Origin of the sequence: Wolbachia endosymbiont (group A) of Portevinia maculata (assembly GCF_964028525.1) — a bacterium.
Lineage (GTDB): Bacteria > Pseudomonadota > Alphaproteobacteria > Rickettsiales > Anaplasmataceae > Wolbachia.
Map to the genome: position 1 here is coordinate 1,013,911 of NZ_OZ034786.1, position 18,044 is coordinate 1,031,954.

Below are 18,044 nucleotides of genomic sequence, written 5' to 3' on the forward strand. Positions count from 1 at the left end.
AGGTTTATTTTAAGTTATTTGGAGCTATACTCTAAGAACAGTAAATTGATATAATATATAGTTAAATTAAGCATGTCACTGAATAAAACAATATACGAAGGTAAAGCGAAAGCCATTATTGAAACTGAAGACTCATCAACTGTTATACAGCACTTTAAAGATGATGTTACAGCATTCAATAAGAAAAAATATGAAATTATTGAGGGCAAAGGAATAATTAATAATCATGTTAGTGCTTTTATCATGGAAAAGCTTGAAGAAGCAGGAACTAGCACGCACTTTATAAAAACTCTAAACGAAAGAGAACAGCTAGTCAAAAAGCTCAAGATAATACCTCTTGAGGTGGTAGTTAGAAATGTTGCAGCTGGCAGCTTTTGCAAACGTTTTAATATCAAAGAAGGTGAGGCACTTACATCTCCTATAATCGAGTTTTTTTACAAAAATGATGACCTAGCCGACCCAATGGTGAATGAAAATCACATACTGTATTTTGATTGGCTATCTAGCAAAGAAATGGATGAAGTTAAAACTACAACTTTAAAAATCAACGAAATCTTAGTCCACCTATTTTCAAATGCAAGTATATATTTAGTTGATCTCAAGTTAGAATTTGGCAGATTAATAAATGACAGTACTAAAATCATTTTAGCCGATGAAATCAGCCCTGATAACTGCAGGTTATGGGATAAAAATACTTATAAAAAGCTAGATAAAGACGTCTTTCGTTTGAATTTAGGAGATTTAAAGGAAGCGTACCTAGAAGTTGCAAAAAGACTGTCAGTAAAGTTAGACTAACTAAATACTACTCTATCAAGTGGAGGGTTACATGCCTCATCAAGTTTTCCAATAATTTCAATTTTTTCTCCACGTTTTTGGAAATGATTTTTCACGTTTTGCATATTCTCAGGACTTACGATCAATACCATGCCAATACCACAATTAAATGTTTTTAGCATTTCTTTCTTCTCTATTTTACCCTCCTTTGTTAGCCATAAAAATATATCTGGCCATTTCCAGGAATTAATGTCTATGTTTGCAAATAAGTTTTTTGGAAGAATCCGCGGAATATTATCTATCAAGCCACCACCTGTTATATGTGCAATGCCTTTTACCTTTGGCATAATAGGCAACAAAGAATCAACATATATTTTTGTTGGTTCGAGCAACACTTCTTTCCAAAGCTGATTATTCCATGGAGATGAGTCGTTATAATTTATACCTAAGCCTTTGAAAATATGGCGCACCAAAGAAAACCCATTTGAGTGAATTCCACTTGACTCTAAGCCAACTATATAATCACCTACTTTCATCATGCTACAGTTTGGAAGAATTTGCTTTCGATCAACTACACCAACCACAAACCCTGCAAGGTCATAGTGATTATTATCATACATTCCAGGCATTTCTGCAGTTTCCCCACCAACCAATGCTATTTTAGCTTGCTTGCACCCCTTTGCAATGCCTTGGACCACAGATAATAAAACGTCCTTGCTCAAAACACCTGTTGCAAAGTAATCAAGGAAAAATAAAGGCGTTGCTCCTTGTGCAAGTAAGTCATTTACACACATTGCAACTAAATCTATACCTATAGTATCATGCCTATTCACTTCTTGAGCTATCAATAGTTTCGTACCTACTCCATCAGTTGAGGAAACAAGTACTGGATGGTCATATTTCTTACTTAGTGCAGCAAAATCAAACAACGCAGAAAATGAACCTATTTCGCTGATTACTTCTTCTCTAGTAGTTTCTTGAGCAATAGGCTTGACTTCTTTTATTAACTTATTATATAGTTCAAGATCTATTCCTGATCTGATATAAGTATTCATAATCCTTCTATAAATTTTAAAATTGTTAATACTATATTAATGCCTTGATATAAAAAGTGCAACGAAACTTTCTCTTAATTGACTATTATATGTTTACCAATATAGGGTAACTTAAATCATTTATAATTATCCAATGAACAAAAACATCAAAAACATACTGTTAATAACGGAGCTGCTATCAGGACGGCTGCTTCATGACTTTGCTAACTCTATGAATGGAATAATGTTTGGCTTAGAAGAGCTTGAAGTAATAGATAAGAACGATGCTGATGCGCAGAAGGAAGCGTTGTCGTTTCTTAAAGAAAGCTCCGATGATTTAATATATAAACATAAAGTTATGAAGCAGGCATATTCTTCTTCAGCAGATAATTACAGCTTTGATCAGACCAAATCTAATATCGAAAATTATTTATTAAAAAAAAAGTAAAGCTTACGTGGAAAATAGACGCATACTCTGCAAAAAATAAGGAAGATTTAATTGAAAAGATAAATAAGATAATTTCTAATATGGTGCTAATTATAGCCAGCGCAGTGGCGGAAGTTGAACTAGTGTCTGTTTTACTGAGTCAAACAGAAGATAAAATGCTATTAACTATAAAAATTCTAAATGAACACAAACCAATAAGCAAATCATTAGTAGACAAATTAATCAAAAAAAATGACACTAATTTAAATACAAAAGATATTAATATCTATATGACCTCTTTATTATTAGAGTACTATAAAACTGAAATGCATTGTACTTGCGAAAATAATTTGCTGGAGATAGGTTTAACTATACCTTGAGTTGCATATTTGGTTATTACAACTTTTTCTTCGTTTCAAGGCAAGACATTCCCCGACAAGGGGTACCAAATCTAATTTTTGTAATCACTTAAGTCTAGTACTATTTTATTAATGTAGCGCTCATTTCCATCTTTGATGATAAACTTCATACCATTTTTATATTTAATGACTTCATCTACAGAAGGCACTTTACCAGCAATCGAAAGAATCAAACCACCAAGTGTAACATAGTCTTCTTCAGGGTCACGTAATTCTATTTTTAGATCCTCTTCTATATCCTTTATAAGAACCCTTACTGACACTTCAAACTTATTTTGAGACAATTCAGTAATGGTATATTCTGAATTTATTTCGTTCTCACTATCAATGTTTGGTATTAGCTCCTCTATAAGATCGGTCATTGAAATTAAACCATCAGTTCCACCATATTCATCCAATACAATAGCTAAGTATGACTTAGAAGATTTCATCCTAACAAAAAGATTAGTTGTCTTCATCGAGGGCGGAACAAATATTACGCTTTGTATAATATTTCTCAGATTAAAATTTTTATCCCTATTAAAAATAACATCTTTTACATAAAAAAAGCCTATTACGTTATCAAAGTTATTTCTATAAATTGGTATTTTAGTGTGGCAAGTGTTTTTTATCTTCTTTATTATTTCACGCTCGCTTGACTCAATGTCTACTGCGCATATCTCTGTACGTGGAGTCATTATATCCATTATACCACAATCGCGGAATTTTAATAGACCATTAAATATATTAAGGTCTGGCAGATCTTTCATTAATGCTTCAGTCGCACACTTTTTCAACACAGAAGCTTTTTTGAAAAGGAAGAGAAAAATTCTATATGCTATTTTTTCTACTAAGGTTCCTTTTTTACTCAATTTATTCCCTGTAATGGCAAAAACGTTTTCAGATCAGATTTATCAAGAAAACTGTTATTAAATGTTTAATAAGCATGTGAATAATGTCAAATTAATTTGTGAATTATTTGTTGATATAAAATACCAACAATTGATCAACAGTTTTTTCAACGACATATACATAGTTATGTAACAATGCATGATGGTAAAATGTTTTCCATAAAAGAAAATTACTAACACTCTGAACATCTTACTTATACACATAAATCATAACAGAAAATCAATAGCATATAGAAGTTGTTAACATATTTATCCACAAATTAAACAACGCCAATTTTTACTGAATTTTAAGTTAGTAACAAGTTGTTGATAGAACTATTATTACTACTATACTTTAGTATACAGAAAAATAGATAAAATAGATTGGAAAGCAGCAAAACAACAATAGTAGAAGTTATCAAACAAAATGAGCCAGGTGAAAGAGTGCCTATTTGGCTAATGCGTCAGGCTGGCAGATCTCTTCCTGAGTACCGCAAAGCAGTGGAAAATATGAATAATTTTATGGAGATATGCTACAACACAGATTTAGTGACAGAATTGACGTTACAGCCAGTGACAAGATTTGACGTGGATGCGGCGATAATTTTTTCAGACATTTTAATAATAGCTGATGTTTTGGGTTGTGACGTGAATTTCCTGCGCAATGTGGGCCCGAGAATAAAACCTATAAAGAATCCTAAAGAATTGAAAAGTCCACAAGACATTGAAGCTAAAATTTTACCAATTCTAAACGCTATAAAGAAAGTCAGAAGTCAGCTATCAAAAAAAAAGTCTCTTATAGGATTTGCTGGTGGCCCATGGACAGTAGCTTCATATATCATAGAAGGTGGAAGCAGCAAAACTTTTTCCAAAGTATTAAATTTTTACCCTTCGTATTTGAAGGAAATAATTGAACGAATAACGGAAGCAACGATTATTTATCTAATTAAACAGATAGAATTTGGAGCAGATGTTATTCAGCTATTTGACAGTAATGCTGGTGCATTATCGGAACCATTGTTTAAAGAATATGTTATCGAACCAACAAAGAGAATTACCTTGGCAATAAAGGATAGATTTTCTGATTTTCCAATAATAGGATTTCCAAGGTCTGCTGGAAATCTTTATAAGGATTACTGCGAACAAACAGGTGTATCTGCAGTAAGTATAGATTATAATGTCCCAATAGAATGGGCAAAAGCGAATCTAAAAATCCCTCTACAAGGAAATCTTGATCCTAATCTTTTAGCCTATAATAAAACGGAAGCAATAAAAGAAGCAAAACGTATAATAGATTGCTTTAGAGATTCACCCTTCATATTTAATCTCGGACATGGAGTACTCCCTGATACTCCAGTTGAAAATATCACTGCGTTGGTGAATTTGGTAAAAAGCTACTAATACAATACACAAAATTCCTAGCTTTTTTGCTGTACAGGGTTTATCATTTGAATTTAGCTTCAGTAAGATATGTCAGACCTTGCAAAAAGAATGTCCCTAATAAAACCATCACCTACGATTGCTGTAACTGATAAGGCAAATAAGTTGAAAAATAAAGGAAAAAAGATCTGTGTTTTAGCTGCAGGAGAACCGGATTTTGATACTCCAGATCATATAAAAAAAGCAGCTATTCAAGCAATAAGTGAAGGTAAAACTAAGTATACTGCTGTTGATGGAACGCGTGAGCTGAAAGAAGCAATAATTAATAAGTTAAGAAGGGATAATAACCTCGAGTACACGTTTAACCAAATCTGTGTTGGTACTGGCGCTAAGCAGGTGTTATTCAATTTGTTTATGGCAACAATTAACTCTGGAGATGAAGTTATTATTCCAGCTCCTTATTGGGTTTCATATGTTGATATGGTAAACCTTTTTGGGGGCTTACCAGTTGTAGTGGAATGCAAACAAAATTTTAAACTGACAGCGGAATTATTGAAAAGCAGGATAACTAAAAAAACTAAATGGTTAATTCTTAACTCACCGAACAATCCTGCAGGAGTTGTGTACACATATGATGAATTGAAAGACATAGCACAAATATTGCTTGAATATCCACATGTGAATGTCGTTACAGATGATATTTATGAGCATATAATATACGACGAAAAGTTTTTTACTATCACTCAGGTTGAGCCAAAGCTTTACAACAGAGTTTTTGTAGTCAATGGAGTGTCAAAAGCCTATGCAATGACAGGCTGGAGAATAGGGTATATTGCAGGTAGAAGTGATGTAGTAAAAGCTATCTCTACGCTGCAGTCTCAGAGCACTTCTAACCCAAATTCGATAGCACAAGCAGCAGCAGCAGCAGCATTAAACGGTGACCATAGTTTTTTGAAAGAAAGAACAAGGATTTTTAAGAGTCGTAGAGATTTTATGGTGAAAAAGCTAAATTCTGCTCCGGGATTATCAGCATCCATTCCGCAAGGCGCATTTTATTTATTTGTCTCGTGTGAAGGATTGCTCAGTAAGAGTACAAAAAGTGGTAAAGTAATAAATAATGATCTTGATTTCACTGAATACCTGCTAGAGGATCATTTAGTTGCTGTGGTTCCAGGAATTGCGTTTGGTCTAGAAAATTTTATCAGAATTTCTTATGCAACCTCTCAGGAACAATTAGAAATTGGATGTGATAGTATTACTAAAGCGTGCCAGGAGTTAAAATGAAATAGACTATCCATAAATTACCCATTTCACCGCGTCAAAAATATTCACTAAGGGAGTGTTAAATAAACTGTGTCAAACCGCATTTTTAGTTCAACTCAATTTTCAATCTGCCAGGAAAGAAAACATCAAGTTGAGAGATAGTTAATGCCCAATCATGTACAGGCATCGTCCACTTTTCCTCTGCCTTCTTTATAGCACAATATACCTGCTTATACAAGGCATTTATGCTGGTAAATGAGCCTTTGGTCTTAGTGAATTTCCTAATTTGCCTATGTAGCCCCTCTATGGGATTGGTGGTGTAGATTATCCTCCTAACTGGACCAGAATACTTAAAATAACCAGACAAGTTTTCCCAATTATTCTGCCAAGATTTTATAACCATAGGGTACTTTGTGCCCCATTTTTCATCCAATTCCAACAGATAATTCTCGGCAATTTCCTTGCTTGAAGCTTGATATACCTTCTTTAAATCGCTCAAAAAACTCTTCGCATCTTTACTGGCCACATACTTCAGTGAGTTGCGTATCTGATGCACTATACACATCTGCACTTCCGCATTAGGAAAGACACTGTTTATAGCTGCAGGAAAGCTTTTCAGCCCATCAACGCAGGCAATAAGGATATCTTCTACTTGTATCTTGTCAAAAGCATCTAATGTTTTAAGCTTAAGCATTAGGTGGAGAAGGGAGGAACTCTGTGCTTCTTCTTAGATATAAAATCTGTAGAGGAGATAAGAATTCCCTTCTCAAAAGTATAGGCTGGACGGTATCGTAGAAAGACCTGAATGGTTCTAATTCTGTATTCACAAGACTAGCCTTACTTTTCATTTTTAATGGTAACGTATGGGGTTATATATGATCAACAACTTTTTGGGCATAGATATATCAAAAGATCGCTTTGATGTTTTTCTCTCATTTATAAGCAAAAAAGGAAAGCGTGAAACTAGAAAAAGAAGCTTTAAGAACGATGGTTTCAAAGTCTACTGAATTTTCTACACAAACATAATGTAGAAAAAGTAAAAACCTGCATGGAATCTACTGGTTGTTATAGCGAAGCACTGGCTGAATTTCTACACAATGCTGGACATTTTGTAAGTGTTGTAAATCCTTATTGCATAAAATCTTATGCAAGGAGTAAGCTGATACGACAAAAGAATGATCAGACCGATGCAGAAGTTATTGCTGATTATTGCCAAAGACAGGAACCTTCTAGTTGGACACCACCTTCTCCTGAAATGAAAAAATTAAAACATCTTTATCGTTGCTCAGTTGCGTTAAAAGATGAGTTAACATTAGTAAATAACCACTTAGAAAAAAAAGAGAGACTGCCTAAAGAAGTTGCAAATGCTTGGGAAGACCTTGCAATGAATATAGCTCAAAAAATAGAAACAATAAAAAACTCCGTACGTGAACTATTAAATCAACACAAAGAATTGTTGGAAAATTTTCAACTTCTATTGACTATTCCAGGCATAGGAGAAGAATCAGCAATAGCTATTTTAGCTGAAGTTTCTGATATAGAGGTTTTTAGAGATGCCAGGCAATTGGCAGCATATACAGGAGTTATACCACGAAATATGACGTCAGGTTCCTCTGTATATGCCAAACCCAGATTAAGTAAATCCGGTTCACAAACATTACGTAAGGCACTTTTCTTTCCTGCCATAGTAGCTAAGAATCACAATCCTATCATTATGAGCTTTTGCCAAAGATTAAAGGAAAAGGGTAAGCATAATATGGCCATCGTTGGTGCTGCAATGCGTAAGCTACTCCATATCATTTTCGGTATTCTGACATCCAAAAGTGCTTTTGATCCTAACCATATCAAAAACTACAGGGCTAGGAGGTTGACTGAAGGTTTAGTACTTTAAAATCAAAAATGCTTCCTATCTATCTTATGTAAAGTGGTATCTTACACAAATTTATTGAATGTTGTTGGTTAGTGGATATGTTGATAAGTAAACTTCATCTGTTTTGTGCGTATAAAACTAATTTACTTATCAACATATCCACTAACTATAATCTGTGTACTGTTACACAATTGGAAGTATTTTTTGATTTTATGATGCAACTTGGGAAATTTTTATAATTTTTTTGTTGACTAACAAGACGGTATCTCCTATGCCTGGAATAGTCAATAGAAGTTGAAAATTTTCCAACAATTCTTTGTGTTGATTTAATAGTTCACGTACGGAGTTTTTTATTGTTTCTATTTTTTGAGCTATATTCATTGCAAGGTCTTCCCAAGCATTTGCAACTTCTTTAGGCAGTCTCTCTTTTTTTTCTAAGTGGTTATTTACTAATGTTAACTCATCTTTTAACGCAACTGAGCAACGATAAAGATGTTTTAATTTTTTCATTTCAGGAGAAGGTGGTGTCCAACTAGAAGGTTCCTGTCTTTGGCAATAATCAGCAATAACTTCTGCATCGGTCTGATCATTCTTTTGTCGTATCAGCTTACTCCTTGCATAAGATTTTATGCAATAAGGATTTACAACACTTACAAAATGTCCAGCATTGTGTAGAAATTCAGCCAGTGCTTCGCTATAACAACCAGTAGATTCCATGCAGGTTTTTACTTTTTCTACATTATGTTTGTGTAGAAAATTCAGTAGACTTTGAAACCATCGTTCTTAAAGCTTCTTTTTCTAGTTTCACGCTTTCCTTTTTTGCTTATAAATGAGAGAAAAACATCAAAGCGATCTTTTGATATATCTATGCCCAAAAAGTTGTTGATCATATATAACCCCATACGTTACCATTAAAAATGAAAAGTAAGGCTAGTCTTGTGAATACAGAATTAGAACCATTCAGGTCTTTCTACGATACCGTCCAGCCTATACTTTTGAGAAGGGAATTCTTATCTCCTCTACAGATTTTATATCTAAGAAGAAGCACAGAGTTCCTCCCTTCTCCACCTAATGCTTAAGCTTAAAACATTAGATGCTTTTGACAAGATACAAGTAGAAGGCTACTTAGATGGCAGGGAGGAGCTACTTGAATGACGGTTCTTATCGTCGGTAAACTTAGAGCCATAATAACTATTTGCCTTTTTTCTACTTAAGTTTGGGTTATGCAAGAAGTCTAATAGAGCGAAATATGGAAGACAAAAGATAAGTGCATTCTACGCAGCATCGCTAATTAATAATATCTTTATTATTGTATGAGATAGGTAATTTAGCATTTATGAATTTGTAATGTGTTACGCATAGCTCAAAGAAATAAGGTTTACTGGTTACACGCTGCAGCCAATGCCACAACACTAGGATCTATGTTTGTCTGCATGTTAATTTGCGTTGTGATTTTATGGAGGTCTTCTGTTACCTATGCTAGTGAAAATTTGGAGATACAGAAGGCCTTTGATAGTGTTGTCAAGCATATAAAAGCTGATAAAAAGTATAAAGATCTTGATGTTATTGAGAGAAAAAGTGACAAATTTAATATCAAAATTGCGCAGAATTCTGGCAAGAGTTTTGACATATACTCTACTTTAAAAAAAGCAAAAGATTCCTTTGAGTCAGGAGATAATGAAACAGCTATTTCTCTCCTTAATCAGATCATCACAAAGTTTCCTTATCATAAAAATGCTTTAATTGGATTGGGAAATATTTATTACGCTAATAAAGAATACAAAAAAGCTGTAGAGATTTACACAAGACTGTTAAAAGAATACCCTAGTAACCCTTACATATTAAAAAATTTTCTGACGATAATCTCACAATATGATCCTGATCTGGCATTGAGTGAAATGTTGAAATTGTATGATATACATAAAAATTATGCTCCTTTATTAGCAAATTTAGGTCTGATTTATATGAAAAAGGAGGATTATGTAAAAGGTAAAGAGTATATAACAACTGCTATTTCCCTTGATGAAAACAATATTTTTTATACCTATAATTTAGCTGTTATTCTAGATAAACTTTCAGATTTTAAAAATGCTACAATATTCTACTTAAAGTTGTTGAACATGGCTACAACTTCGAAAGATGTGAGTGAAAAAATACCTTTATACAAAGTGACAGCAAGACTAAAATTTATAAAACTCCACAGCACGCACCCAAAGATTTCATAAAAGCTTATAGCTTACCTAAATCTAATTTATCGCTATTTTTGTTTACAATAATAATATTGAGCTATAGAATTACATCTAAAGGGGCAATTAGCTCAGCTGGTAGAGCATCTCGTTTACACCGAGGAGGTCGGCAGTTCAAGTCTGTCATTGCCCATTTGCTTAACTGAATGTTAATATTATTAATTACTTCAATCAAAATATAGAAAATGCAGGATAATATAGTACCAATCTCAATAGTAAAAGAGCTGGAAGATTCTTATCTCTCCTACGCAATGAGCGTTATCATAAGCCGGGCTATACCTGACGTGCGAGATGGATTTAAACCTGTTCATAGGCGCATATTATATGCAATGTCAAGGGCTGGATACGATGCTGGTAAGCCATATAAAAAGGCGGCTCGTATAGTAGGGGATGTAATGGGGAAATATCACCCACATGGTGATGCAGCTATTTACGATTCCTTGGTTAGAATGGCCCAAGATTTCTCTCTTCTTTTACCACTTGTTGATGGACAAGGTAACTTTGGTTCGATAGACGGAGATCCACCCGCTTCGATGCGATATACAGAAGCAAGGCTTCACAAAGTGTCGCACTTCTTACTAAATGATATTGACGAAGATACAGTTGATTTTAGGCCAAACTATGATGGAAATGAAACAGAGCCTGTTGTACTGCCTGCAGAATTTCCGAATCTATTGGTAAATGGTGCAAGCGGTGTTGCAGTTGGTATGGCAACCAATATTCCTTCTCATAACCTTGGAGAAATAATAGATGCTTGTATGTTATATATAGATAATCCTGAAGTTACTTTGGATGAGTTACTTGAAGTGATGCCAGGGCCGGATTTCCCAACTGGGGGAACGATTCTTGGAAGGTCTGGAATAAGATCAGCATTTGCAACGGGTCGTGGATCAATTGTTGTGCAAGGCAAGACTCACATGGAAGACCTGCCACAAGATAGGCAAGCAATAGTGATTGATGAAATACCTTACCAGGTAAATAAAGTAAAATTAATTGAGAAGATAGGTGAGCTTGTAAAAGAAAAAAGAATTGATGGCATAACAGAAATTAGGGATGAGTCTGATAAGTCTGGTATTAGAGTAGTAATTGACCTCAGAAGAAATGCTGAAGCAAGTTTTATACTTAATCAAATATTGGGACTAACTCCACTAAGAAGTAGTTTTAGTGTTAACACTTTAGTCCTCAACAACAACAGGCCTGCTTTGATGTCATTAAAAGAAATCATAGCTGCTTTTGTTGATTTTAGAAAAGAAGTATTAATCAGGAGAACAGAATTTCGTCTAAGAAAAACGAGGGAAAAAGCTCATATATATATAGGGCTCTACATTGCGGTCTTGAGCATAGATGAAGTGATAAAAATCATCCGTGGTGCAAAAGATCCTGCGGAAGCAAGTAGAGAACTTTTAAATAAAGAATGGAAAACTTCAGCTGAGATAAACACAATTATTGGATTAATCTCAGACAGCACAAGCTTTTTGAAAGACGGAGTGTATAGATTAACTGAGCTGCAAACGAAAGCTATTCTTGACATGAAATTGCAACGTTTAACAGGCCTTGAAAAAGACAAATTAGAAGCTGAGCTAAGTTCAATGATCAACCTGATAAAAGAATATATCGCTTTTCTTGGCTCAGGAGAGAAGTTGATGAAAGAAATAAAAAACAATCTACAAGAAATAAAGAACAGATTTGCTGTGCCGCGAAAAACTTCAATAGAGGAATCAGATACGGACATTGAAGCTGAAGATCTAATTCCACAAGAGGATATGGTGATAACCGTAACTATGAATGGTTATATCAAGCGTGTGAAGCTTTCTCATTATAGAACTCAGCGTCGTGGTGGAAAAGGAAAGCTAGGACAAGGATTAAAAGAAGAGGATGTAACCACAAAATTATTTGTTGGGAATACCCACACTAGCCTTTTATTCTTTTCTAATATTGGCCGAGTTTATAGATTAAAAGTTTATAAGTTACCTCTTGCAGAGCCAACTGCACGTGGAAGAGCACTTGTTAATATATTCCCGCTTAGCGATGGTGAAACTATAACTAATATAATGCCATTACCAAGTGAAAATGACGAAAATCAAAACATAGTTTTTGCTACTGCTCATGGGAACATAAGGCGCAACTCTTTAGCGGATTTTCACTATATTCCAAGCAATGGAAAAATAGCAATCAAGCTCGATGAAGGAGATAAGTTAATATCAGTTAAAGTATGCAATGAAATTGATCATGTTTTTCTTTCAACAAGATTCGGCAAAAGTATCAGATTTGTTGTAAGTGATGTGCGTCAATTTAAAAGTCGCAATTCAGATGGCGTAAGAGGTATCAAACTTGCAAAGAATGACAGCGTGATATCCATGACCATATTAAATGGGATAGGTGTAGCAACAGAAACAAAAGAACTTTACTTAAAAGTTCCACTTGCAAAAAGACTGGGGACTGCAATTAATAACTCCATTGATTCTAAATTGGAAAAGACTTTGAATGATTTAGGAATAGATAACGAATTGTTCTTAAAACTTGCAGTGAATGAGGAGTTTATATTAACTATTACCGAAAATGGCTTTGGTAAAAGAACTTCTGCGTATGAGTATAGAATAACTAACAGGGGTGGTGTTGGTATCACCAATATTCTTACTACCAACAGAAACGGTAATGTTGTTGCTAGTTTTCCAGTTGAGCAGGGTGATAATATCATGCTTATTACAGATAAAGGAAAGTTAATTCGTATTTCAGTAAATGATATCAGAATTGCAGGACGTAGCACTCAAGGAGTCACTCTGTTTAAAACAGAGAGTAGAGAAAAGGTGGTGTCAGTAGCGAAAATTGAAGATCCTGATTCCACTGAAGATAGTATTTCTGAAGTTGAAAACTCTATCTCTTCTCAACTGTAGTACAGGTTAAACAAAAAGCGCAAGTTTTTGTTGATTAATACGCAGTATTTAATTTAAAATATATACTTATGGCTAAGTAGAGATCAATGGACAAAAATTTAACTAAAAATAAAAAACCACTGGCAAATAAAGAGGATAAAAAAACACCTCCTGTTAAAGATCTTACTAAAAATAAGAGTAGGAGAGATTTTATAACATTAACTACATGCGCTATGGCAGGTATAGGAGCTGCAAGTGGACTTTGGCCACTGGTTAAGTCTATGAATCCTTCTGCTGAAGTTTTAGCAACTTCCACAGTGGAGGTGAATTTGTCTGGAATTCAGGAAGGACACGGAGTAAAAGTAAAGTGGCAAGGTAAACCAGTATTCATTCGTAGACGCACAAAGCAAGAAATTGAGGCTGCAAGAGCTGTGAATGTGAAGAGCTTGAGGGATCCTCAATTAGATGAGCAGAGAGTATACGAAGGAAAAGATGAATGGTTAATCATGATCGGAATATGTACACATCTTGGGTGTGTGCCGATTGATCACGCTACAAAAGATGGTAACGGTTGGTTCTGCCCTTGCCACGGTTCATATTATGACACATCAGGCCGAGTAATTGGGGGACCTGCACCAAAAAATATGGTTGTACCTGATTATTTTTTTCCCAGTGAGAATGTTGTGGTAATTGGCAAGAAGGCTTAACGGAACTCGTTAAAAAAAACTCACAGGATCAACATCTATTATCACTGCAATACTCGAATTCAAGTTACAATTTTTAATCCAACATTTCAGCTTCTTTTGTATAGATAGACTGTGCTTATTGTGTATTTTTAGCAACACCCTATACCGATACTTATTATTTAAGAAATTTATTGCTGCTGGTGATGGACCAAGAATTTCAAATTCCTTTTTGTCTGCACTTACATTTTTTTCCTGAATACAAGTAGTTGAGCTACTTGTATGACAGAGAAGAGATTTTACTATTTCATTCGCTGCTTTTTGTGTCGCAATCTGATTCTTACCACAAATTATAAGCGCTATTAATCTGCTAAATGGTGGCATTTTGGCTTCGCGTCTTGACTTAAGTTCAATTTCATAAAATGAGTCCCTTTTTTGATGTAGCAATGCTTTTATTATTGAACTTTCAGGATTATTGGTTTGCACTATTACCATTCCTTTTTCATTGAACCTTCCTGACCTGCCTGCAACTTGGTGCAACAATTGATACGTCTTTTCTGCTGCTCTTAAATCAGAATTTTCGAGACTCAAATCTGCATTCATTACTCCAACCAAAGTTAATTTAGGAAAATTGTGCCCCTTAGCAATTATTTGTGTGCCGATTATAATGTTCACCTCTTCTTTCAGTACCAAGTCAATTACGTTACTAACCGACTTCTGATCGCTGCTTATCATCGCAGTTTTTGCGTTTGGTATTAATTTCACCATTTCTTCAAGTAACCTTTCAATTCCTACGCCATAAAGGGAAAATGACTGTTCACTCTGGCAATCAGAGCATTTTTCTGGGAGTTTTAATTGATAAGAGCAATGATGGCACAAAAGAGCATTTTTTTTCTTGTGATATGTAAGCCAAACAGCACAATTTAAGCAGGAAATTTTATATCCACACTTTTTACAAACTGCCAGTTGTGCATACCCTCGGCGGTTTAAAAAGAGCATAACCTGCTGTTTTTTCTCTATGGTTTGTTTGATGCTTTCAAAAAGCTCAGAGGAGATCCATTGCTTGTTGTTCCTCATATCTACTACTTTAATGAGTGGCAATTCTGCACCACCGAATCGCTTGGTTAGCTTTACATGATTATAATTCCCGCTTTTAACATGATGAATCGTTTCAAGCAGTGGAGTTGCTGATGATAAAATAATCGGAATATTTTCAAATTTGGCTAAGATTATCGCCATATCTCGAGCATTATATATAATTCCCTGTTCTTGTTTAAAAGATGAGTCGTGCTCTTCATCAATGATAATCAATTTTAGGTTTTTATAAGGCAAAAAAAGCGCTGACCGTGCACCAATAATTATCTGCGCATTTCCACTTGCTATATTGAGCCAATTATTCCGGCGAGTTTTTGGAGTGAGCCCTGAGTGCCATTCAGCTAAGTTTTTTGATATCTGACCGCGAACACGATTTACCAATTGTGAAGTTAAAACAATTTCAGGCAAGAGGATTAAAATTTGTGCACTGTTTACAGTTTCTACCAATTTTGCAATTGCGGATAAGTAAACTTCCGTTTTTCCAGATCCTGTCTCACCGTCAAGCAAAGTCACTGAATACTCATTCAAACTGCTTATTATTTTATCGCTAGCTATCTGCTGTTCAGGGTTTAATTGGCAACTTATTTCACTTATTTCCTGCTTCTGCTTAGCACAAACCAATTTATCTATTTGGTTTACTTTTAACACTCCTCCCATTATCACTTTGGCAAGCATACCAATAGGTATTAAGTTGTATTGCGCAACCCACTCTGCAAATGTAATCAATTTTGGTCTAATATTTGGTAAATCGATTTTTTGCTCAATAAATTTTAATGCTCGACCACTCTTGTCACTATATTTCCAAACTATTCCGATCAAGCGTTTTTTGCCAAATGGCACCACTACGTAATCTCCAAGTAAAATCTCAGTATTTTCCTCAATTGCATACGAAAATAACTGATCAATTGGAAGTGGTAGTAATACATCAACTGTTCTTGTCATAGCAGCCTAAGTTTAGCACTGTTTTGAAAATATTCGTTTGATTTTTTTGGATTAAACTGGTATAGTATTATACTAAATTAATTTGATTGGGGGAGTGAGTATGATTCCAAAAATACGTAAAGAGGCATTCAAAGTATTAGGATTGTCAGAGAGTGCAAGCACAAAAGAGATTAGGAAGGCATATTGCAAGCTTGCATTGAAATGGCATCCCGACAAATGGTCAGATAAAAGCCAAGAAGAGCAAAAGACAGCAACAGAAAAGTTTAAAGAAATATCAGTAGCATATAAAATATCAATAGGCGAGATGACTGAAGAATTCATTAGCAAACAGCCTAATGATGATTGGATTGACAACTTGGCTGAATATTTTGAAAACTGGGCAAAAGAATTTCTTAGAGAGCGCTACGGCTCACATCTAAGTGAAGAAGAGGTTGATTTATTTAAGGCTCTTGATGATAAAGATCTAGCCAAGACAAAAATTTTGTTAGAAAAAGTCAAAAATATCAATTCACAAACCAGACCTTTTGATTCATGGACTGGGGAGTCAATATTGCACTACATTGTAAAAAATTCCTGCAGCAATTTTGAATCAGGTTGGATAGAGCTACTTGAAGAAGTTTTATCAAAGTATAGCGCTAACAATTCAATATCAGCTCATAATAGCAGTGTCGAGCTATGCTCACAACTTAACGCAATAGATGTTAATATTTTGATGGAAGGTATTGGCACCCCTTTATATATTGCATGTGATCTAGGTAATCTTGATGTCATAAGTATGCTTCTAAAGCATGGAGCAGATCCTAATACATGTAGTGTATCTGAATTTACACCGCTGTATTATGCTCTAGAAAAAAGCAAAAATGATGTTGTTAAGGTACTGTTTGAACACGGTGCTGAAATTGGTGTAGGTTCTGTAGAAGAAAAGTTAATTATCGGCAATATTACAAAATATAGTCAGAGTACAGTAGAAATGCTTTTACCGTATGCATCTAATAGGCAAAAAAGTAAGATGTTACAATGTATTGCTTACAGTGATAGTGTGGAAACTGATCATGATATTGAAATTGCAAAATTACTATTGAAGGCAGACGCTGACCCTAAATTTTGTGGTCAAGAAGAAAAGGGGGAGTCAAACGCCAGTGCATCATGTTGGGCCGACTTTAAAAAGAAAAGTAAGCTTGTAAAATTATTTAATGAACACAAAGAAAAAGCAACTAACAATAACTTACATACAGTGGAAAAGCAAAGTGCTCAGCCACCTATAACAGATAATAAGAATCATCATTCTCCACAAAAACAAGCTTCAGGAATTTCCCCAAGAGTTATAGGCTTAGCATTATTATTTGGTGCTGTAGGAGCCACACTAGCTGCAATAGGAATTATACCTGAGATTGTTGCTATTGGAGTAGTTGCAACTGCTGTATTATTAGGAATTGCAGGTGCAGCATTAGGTGGTATAGTAGGGTATCTTACAGACATAACAGTAAACAAATGTTGTAATAGTGAAGCTGTTAGCTGCATAACTAACAACTAATGTCATTCAAATAGCTCGTCTAGGCATGTTTTTTTCTGGATTCTATAGTATTTTCTAAAACGAATGATAAACGTCTAAAATGGTATTACCAACTAAAAGGTGTAAGTCTGTACATTGATGCATTAGAGGTCTGAGGCGACTTTTGATGGTGTGCCAACAATGCTCTATCGGATTTAGATCTTACTATTACCCACAAATATAAATGTTTGTTGCATAGCTCTTAATGGCATAACTTTTGCTTGAAATAACTGTTTATATGGTGCAATTTACAGCTTTTAGTTGCTAAAATTATAACTCTTAGTTTAATAATTTTAATCCAATAAGCTTTCAGGTTAATAAAATTAAATTATTTGAGTAAATACAATACTATGTTTTTATTTGTGGGTAATAGTAAGTCTTTTACCCCATCGTTTTTTGCGATGAATTCAGCATATTTTTCCAACAGTTTTGCATCTAATTTATCGGTTTTTGCAAAGTGATTGCAGGCTTTTGCAAATGCATATGCCCGATTTGGGTGAGCTCTATGAACAGCTATGTTATACAACTTTATTACAAGTTTCTCATAACCTCCTGTTTACACATAACTTAACAAATACGTTAGCTTGTCTACCTATTTTGCCATTCTGCTGAACGGA

At 34.6% G+C, this 18,044-nt stretch carries 13 protein-coding genes, 1 tRNA gene and 3 pseudogenes; 11 read left to right on the top strand and 6 right to left on the bottom strand.

Annotation, left to right across the window (positions count from 1 at the left end):
• Positions 1 to 72: 72 nt before the first annotated feature.
• A complete protein-coding gene (gene purC / locus ABWU36_RS05035; RefSeq protein WP_253307224.1) occupies positions 73 to 795 on the top strand; it encodes a phosphoribosylaminoimidazolesuccinocarboxamide synthase in 723 nt (240 codons plus the stop codon).
• Here purC and purM read toward each other — a convergent pair.
• Positions 792 to 1,829 carry a phosphoribosylformylglycinamidine cyclo-ligase gene (purM, locus tag ABWU36_RS05040; protein WP_253307225.1) on the bottom strand — a complete coding sequence of 346 codons (1,038 nt, stop codon included), beginning with the start codon at positions 1,827 to 1,829 and terminating at the stop codon, positions 792 to 794. The two genes, purC and purM, sit on opposite strands and share 4 nt — an antisense overlap.
• 133 nt (positions 1,830 to 1,962) lie before the next feature.
• On the opposite strand from purM, the gene ABWU36_RS05045 reads away from it, so the two are divergent.
• Positions 1,963 to 2,256, top strand: coding sequence for a hypothetical protein (locus ABWU36_RS05045; protein WP_253307226.1), 294 nt, complete (start codon positions 1,963 to 1,965; stop codon positions 2,254 to 2,256).
• A 14-nt stretch (positions 2,257 to 2,270) separates the two neighbouring features.
• Positions 2,271 to 2,615: a hypothetical protein gene (locus ABWU36_RS05050; protein ID WP_353273222.1), complete on the top strand. Its 345-nt coding sequence runs from the start codon at positions 2,271 to 2,273 to the stop codon at positions 2,613 to 2,615.
• A 71-nt stretch (positions 2,616 to 2,686) separates the two neighbouring features.
• Here the strand turns inward: ABWU36_RS05050 and ABWU36_RS05055 are convergent, their stop codons facing one another.
• On the bottom strand, positions 2,687 to 3,505 hold the full coding sequence (locus ABWU36_RS05055; protein WP_353273092.1) for a transporter associated domain-containing protein: 819 nt from the start codon (positions 3,503 to 3,505) through the stop codon (positions 2,687 to 2,689).
• Between the two features lie 402 nt (positions 3,506 to 3,907).
• On the opposite strand from ABWU36_RS05055, the gene hemE reads away from it, so the two are divergent.
• Both hemE and ABWU36_RS05065 read left to right on the top strand, forming a co-directional pair.
• Positions 3,908 to 4,924 (top strand): uroporphyrinogen decarboxylase, encoded by a 1,017-nt coding sequence (gene hemE, locus ABWU36_RS05060; RefSeq protein ID WP_264687846.1) that lies wholly within the window; start codon positions 3,908 to 3,910, stop codon positions 4,922 to 4,924.
• Between the two features lie 69 nt (positions 4,925 to 4,993).
• Positions 4,994 to 6,187: a pyridoxal phosphate-dependent aminotransferase gene (locus tag ABWU36_RS05065; RefSeq protein WP_264687845.1), complete on the top strand. Its 1,194-nt coding sequence runs from the start codon at positions 4,994 to 4,996 to the stop codon at positions 6,185 to 6,187.
• A gap of 85 nt (positions 6,188 to 6,272) precedes the next feature.
• Here ABWU36_RS05065 and ABWU36_RS05070 read toward each other — a convergent pair.
• Positions 6,273 to 6,818: pseudogene (locus ABWU36_RS05070) on the bottom strand (IS256-like element ISWpi15 family transposase); the annotation flags it as partial.
• Positions 6,819 to 7,041: 223 nt separating this feature from the next.
• Between ABWU36_RS05070 and ABWU36_RS05075 the strand changes: the two are divergent.
• A pseudogene (locus tag ABWU36_RS05075) lies at positions 7,042 to 8,057 on the top strand (IS110 family transposase).
• Positions 8,058 to 8,300: 243 nt separating this feature from the next.
• On the opposite strand, the pseudogene ABWU36_RS05080 reads toward ABWU36_RS05075, so the two are convergent.
• A pseudogene (locus ABWU36_RS05080) lies at positions 8,301 to 8,926 on the bottom strand (IS110 family transposase); the annotation flags it as partial.
• Between the two features lie 459 nt (positions 8,927 to 9,385).
• Between ABWU36_RS05080 and ABWU36_RS05085 the strand changes: the two are divergent.
• The 4 genes from ABWU36_RS05085 to petA all read left to right on the top strand — a co-directional run bounded on the left by ABWU36_RS05085 (position 9,386) and on the right by petA (position 13,862).
• On the top strand, positions 9,386 to 10,261 hold the full coding sequence (locus ABWU36_RS05085; RefSeq protein WP_353273093.1) for a tetratricopeptide repeat protein: 876 nt from the start codon (positions 9,386 to 9,388) through the stop codon (positions 10,259 to 10,261).
• Positions 10,262 to 10,342: 81 nt separating this feature from the next.
• Positions 10,343 to 10,415 (top strand) — tRNA-Val (locus ABWU36_RS05090).
• A gap of 52 nt (positions 10,416 to 10,467) precedes the next feature.
• Positions 10,468 to 13,176 carry a DNA gyrase subunit A gene (gene gyrA / locus ABWU36_RS05095; protein WP_253309899.1) on the top strand — a complete coding sequence of 903 codons (2,709 nt, stop codon included), beginning with the start codon at positions 10,468 to 10,470 and terminating at the stop codon, positions 13,174 to 13,176.
• Positions 13,177 to 13,262: 86 nt separating this feature from the next.
• Entirely contained in the window at positions 13,263 to 13,862 is a 600-nt protein-coding gene (gene petA, locus ABWU36_RS05100; protein ID WP_253309900.1) for a ubiquinol-cytochrome c reductase iron-sulfur subunit, read from the top strand.
• A gap of 9 nt (positions 13,863 to 13,871) precedes the next feature.
• Here the strand turns inward: petA and priA are convergent, their stop codons facing one another.
• On the bottom strand, positions 13,872 to 15,875 hold the full coding sequence (priA, locus tag ABWU36_RS05105) for a primosomal protein N' (RefSeq protein ID WP_253309901.1): 2,004 nt from the start codon (positions 15,873 to 15,875) through the stop codon (positions 13,872 to 13,874).
• 100 nt (positions 15,876 to 15,975) lie between these two features.
• Here priA and ABWU36_RS05110 point away from each other — a divergent pair, with 100 nt between their 5' ends.
• Positions 15,976 to 17,409 (top strand): ankyrin repeat domain-containing protein, encoded by a 1,434-nt coding sequence (locus ABWU36_RS05110; RefSeq protein WP_353273094.1) that lies wholly within the window; start codon positions 15,976 to 15,978, stop codon positions 17,407 to 17,409.
• A 346-nt stretch (positions 17,410 to 17,755) separates the two neighbouring features.
• Here the strand turns inward: ABWU36_RS05110 and ABWU36_RS05115 are convergent, their stop codons facing one another.
• Positions 17,756 to 17,953, bottom strand: a complete 198-nt coding sequence (locus ABWU36_RS05115) for a hypothetical protein (RefSeq protein ID WP_253309883.1) — start codon at positions 17,951 to 17,953, stop codon at positions 17,756 to 17,758.
• Between the last annotated feature and the right edge of the window lie 91 nt (positions 17,954 to 18,044).

What these genes read in the sequence shown, in the direction of transcription:
- purC (WP_253307224.1), top strand. Translation starts at nt 73, where the DNA reads ATGTCACTGAATAAAACAATATACGAAGGTAAAGCGAAAGCCATTATT.
- purM (WP_253307225.1), bottom strand. Translation starts at nt 1,829, where the DNA reads ATGAATACTTATATCAGATCAGGAATAGATCTTGAACTATATAATAAG.
- ABWU36_RS05045 (WP_253307226.1), top strand. Translation starts at nt 1,963, where the DNA reads ATGAACAAAAACATCAAAAACATACTGTTAATAACGGAGCTGCTATCA.
- ABWU36_RS05065 (WP_264687845.1), top strand. Translation starts at nt 4,994, where the DNA reads ATGTCAGACCTTGCAAAAAGAATGTCCCTAATAAAACCATCACCTACG.
- gyrA (WP_253309899.1), top strand. Translation starts at nt 10,468, where the DNA reads ATGCAGGATAATATAGTACCAATCTCAATAGTAAAAGAGCTGGAAGAT.
- petA (WP_253309900.1), top strand. Translation starts at nt 13,263, where the DNA reads ATGGACAAAAATTTAACTAAAAATAAAAAACCACTGGCAAATAAAGAG.
- priA (WP_253309901.1), bottom strand. Translation starts at nt 15,875, where the DNA reads ATGACAAGAACAGTTGATGTATTACTACCACTTCCAATTGATCAGTTA.
- ABWU36_RS05110 (WP_353273094.1), top strand. Translation starts at nt 15,976, where the DNA reads ATGATTCCAAAAATACGTAAAGAGGCATTCAAAGTATTAGGATTGTCA.